The organism is Okeania sp. SIO2F4 (assembly GCF_010672385.1).
Taxonomy (GTDB): domain Bacteria; phylum Cyanobacteriota; class Cyanobacteriia; order Cyanobacteriales; family Microcoleaceae; genus Trichodesmium.
Map to the genome: position 1 here is coordinate 1 of NZ_JAAHGT010000833.1, position 4,365 is coordinate 4,365.

Genomic DNA, 4,365 nt, shown 5'->3' on the forward strand with positions numbered 1-4,365 from the left:
AAGCGGTGCGACCCCGCGCCCTCCGGGTATCTCTTTCAGAGACGCTCCGCTCACGGCAGTTGCGTGACTGTCGCTTAACCCGCAAGGGCGCACTGCACTCACCGTCTCACGGCGCAAGCGGTCGGAAGCCAGCGAGGTCTCCTCGCCATGGGAATGCCGACCAAGAGAGGGAACGCGCACCAAGAGAAAAAGATAATTTACGAACTAAAAAATGGTATTAAAACTATTCATTCTGCTGACTGACTTCTGACTCCTGACTCCTAAAAATTTCCCTAGATCTTTGTAGCAAACATTTATCACGCTTGGTATAACAGATAATTCTGATGTGGGGTTTTTATTTTAGATGCGGAAACTGAGTCCTCTGAAAAAGGGAATAGGGAATAGGGAATGGTAAAGGATTAAAAACAGTATTAAATTGTGAAAAATACAAGGTAATTGGTACTCAATACAGCATTTTTTTATTAGCAAAAATCTAAATTTAGATTGAAATATGATTTTCAAACACTATAGAAATCCCATTTAAACAGTTAAGTTATCAAGGTATTAAAATTGGGGATGAGCTAGATACCACCAAGGGTAAACTATGGATATCAAAAAATAAGCGTGGGAATCTTAACTGATAGAAAAAAAATTGAAATACTTAGAAGAAAATTAGTTCAGTAAAATCTTCTTTGCTTTGACTAATTACTCAGCAAAGACTTGACAATAGAAATCATCTCCTCAATATTTAAAGGCTTACTCAGATAAGCTACTGCACCAGCATTCAAACATCTTTCTTTATCACCCGGCATTGCCATAGCAGTTACAGCAATAACTGGTACAGACTGCCATATAGAATGAGCCTTAATTCTCTTAATTAATTCTAACCCATCAACCTGTGGTAACTGAATATCCATCAAAATTAAATTAGGTAAATTTGGAGAAGTAACCAAAGGAGAATTAATCGTATCCAACATAGTTTGACCATCACTAATTAACTCAACTTCATAACCCTCTAACTCCAATACTTGAGAAATTAAAAGTTGGTTATAAGGTTGATCTTCAACAATCAAAATCCTAATAGACTTTTCAGTTTCTAATATTTCCTCATTAACACTATCTGAAGATACTTCAGAACTAGATTCTGATGCTGAATTAACTATTAACTCATGTCGCATTTCTGTTAATGGTAACCAAACACAAAAAGTGCTACCCTTGCTCACTTGAGAATCTAAAGAAATAGTTCCACCATGTAATTCAGCCAATCTTTTTGTCAAAGCTAAACCCAAACCCGTACCTTCATGTTTTCTAGATAAAGAAGAGTCAATCTGTTGAAAAGGTCTAAATAATATTTCCCATCTATCTTCAGGAATACCAATTCCAGAATCTTTCACCTCTAAACATAAATAAGGTGTACTAGAATTAATTGGAGAACAATCAGGTCGATAATCACCTTGAATTTGACTACCATACCCTAAACGTCCGCTCAGTTTAACTTTTCCCCCTTCTGGTGTAAACTTTACAGCATTAGAAAGTAAATTAATAATTATCTGCCTAACCCGACGCTGATCCAAATAAACAGTAGATATACGATAATCCAATTCTAGGGATAAAGCCAATCTTTTTTTATCAGCTCGTGGCTGAATCATTCTCAAGCAATCTTTACAAACTTCGTGAATATTAATTAGCTCTAAACTTAGCTCTGTTTTCCCCGACTCAATCTTAGATAAATCCAGAATATCATTAATCAGTTGTAGTAGATGTTGACCGCTTTTTTGAATGAGTCGAACTTGATTAACTTGGCGATCGCTTAAGGGGTCTGATATTTGTCGTTGTAATAAATCAGAGAACCCTAAAATACTATTCAGTGGGGTTCTCAATTCATGAGACATAGAAGCCAAAAACTCTGATTTTAACTGAGAAGAACGCTCTAATTCTTCATTAATTTGACGTAGACGTTCTTGAGACTGTGCCCTTTCTATGGCCACTCCTAAAGTACGACAAGCTGCAAAGAGCATATCTTTTTGATCGGCTTCTTGTAGTTTTTGCAAGTTACGAGATTCTAGAGTTAAAACACCAATAATTGTCCCATCTGTGGCTGGAATTGGGAAAATTCCTAGTTGGCCAATGGCCGGATGGCGAAATCCTGGAATAGAGTTAGGTTGATGAGCATAATCTTCAACATACATAGGTTTACCACTCTCGACTACTTCCCACAAAAGTCCTTGACCATAAGGGATACCCTGTTTCAATAAACCTTCCATTTCAGCTACTGCTAGTTCACCATAAGTAGCAATAAATTGAGAGGTAATCTGATTAGAAATTGGCCCTGCTTGACGATTTTTTCCTTCCCCATTGATAACTTTGACATCCCCAAAGGCAGCATTCATTACCTCTACGAGATAATTAAGGGCAAATTGGGCTATTTCTCTCAAGCTGTCTGAGTATTGCAGTCGTTCGTTGAGACCTAGGAGAAATCTTAATCTTCTTAATTCAGCATTGAGACTAGCTTGAGACCGTTGATATACACTTACATCTCGAAAGGTCAATAGATGACCCCCATCTGATGCCAAGCTGCAGTCCACTTTCAGGCAAATACCATTAGCTTGTTCAATATATAATAATTTACTTTCTGTTTCTATCTTGAGCAGACAGTTTTGTAGTTGTTGAGATTGTTCGGTTGACCAATAACCTTGAGCAACTATTTCGGCAAAGATAGCATCGCTATGGGGTTTTATTTTTAGCCACTCTGGTAATAATCCCCAAATTTCTGTCAGTTTCTGATTAAATAGAATTAAGTGATTAGAATTATCGAAGAGAGCAATACCATTATCTATTTGGTTAAGGATGAGTTCTTGCTCTTCCTTCAACCTTTGTAAATGCATTTCAAAATCATCCATATTTTTATCTGTATATTTTTGTTATTGCTAATTTAGTAGAAATAGGACTTACTCAAAGAAAACCCGTATTTACAATAAATCCTTGGTTTGAACAATAGACATCTAGGAAAAAACAAAGTTGGGCGAGTTCGGCTAGGTAGGTTCTGTATAAAAATAAATTAATCTTCTTTACATAACTTTACATTTATTTTTATTTCTTAATAGTGATAGTGGTTAGATGACTTTGTGATTCTGGGCACACTCAAGATATCTTGCCGAATAATTATTAATTATTAATTGTTGAAGGTTTTCCTGGAGGTAATTATCCATTATCCATTATCAATTAATGAACGGAAAGCTTCCATTGAAAGCCCCCCTGTTTTCAACGCTATTCTTTACTCATAAGTCGGGAAACTTTTGTGGAAATAGGGAGTAGGGAGTAGGGTAGTGGGTAGAGATTATCCCTCTTTTGTCAAACTAGAATTAAACCTTGATTTGGTTGTGGATGTAATGGGGTAAATTCGTCAAAATTTCCCAAACTGACAGAACAGAGTTCAATAATTAATAATTAATAATTAATAATTAATAATTACCTCTTCTTATAACGGATAGGATTGGCGCTCAAGGAATTTTTTTCTGATCAAGGGGAGATTGGATATGGCGAGGAAACCTCGCCATCCCATCCTAACGGACTGCTTCGCTTTCCGACCGCTTTTTCTCCATAAATGGAGAGGCTTTATACCTTAATTTTCCGGTAATACTAATCTGATAAATGTTTGCTAAAAATACTTATACTAAATTGATCAATGTTTGCTACAAATAGTTAGGCTATTTCTTAGAAGTCAGTTAGGGGAGCCGTCGGTAGGGCGATGTACAGGAGAAAGGAGTCATAATTAATAGGTTTGTCTCATTTTTTATGTCGTAATTTCTCTTTGTTCGTTAAATATAAATTTGCGATAAAATCTTTTAATACTACTTATTATTCGTAACATTCTTTTTTTTTTAATGGTATTAGAATTTAGGAGTCATGAGTCAGCTTTTAGCAATCAGTAGTCATGGCTTTTAACTATTCCTTTTTGACATTTTTATCTATTTTTTGTCGATCGACAGCTATTAAGTAGAGTAAGTTCAAAAAAGATGTTGGAGATTTCCATAAAACGCCTTAAACCACTGAGATAAAAATTTTTGAGCTAATTTACAATTTGAGATATAACCTACAAAATTTACCACGCTTTACTTATGAAATTACCGTCATTCATTAATGGATAATGGATAATTACCTCTCCCTAAAACAGATTGGATTGACGCGGAGGGTGAAAATTTTTTCTGATTGATGGGGAGATTGGATATGACGCACTTCGGAGCGGCTCTGCATTCTTCGGGAGACCTCGCCATCCCATCCTAGGTCATGCTGCCTCTTGCCTCCTTTCCTTCGGAATGCTACGCAAACGGAGAAGCTGCGCAATTCAAGTCGCGAAGCGAAACAGAGGAGCTGCCTCTTGCAGAG

The 4,365-nt window shown here is 36.5% G+C and carries 2 protein-coding genes; one reads left to right on the top strand and one right to left on the bottom strand.

The features are described 5' to 3' along the window. A partial coding sequence (locus F6K22_RS33480) for a hypothetical protein (RefSeq protein ID WP_293108307.1) occupies positions 1–221 on the top strand: 221 nt, incomplete at its 5' end. A 459-nt stretch (positions 222–680) separates the two neighbouring features. Here F6K22_RS33480 and F6K22_RS33485 read toward each other — a convergent pair. Continuing rightward, positions 681–2,879 (bottom strand): hybrid sensor histidine kinase/response regulator, encoded by a 2,199-nt coding sequence (locus F6K22_RS33485; RefSeq protein ID WP_375340216.1) that lies wholly within the window; start codon positions 2,877–2,879, stop codon positions 681–683. Positions 2,880–4,365 lie beyond the last annotated feature (1,486 nt).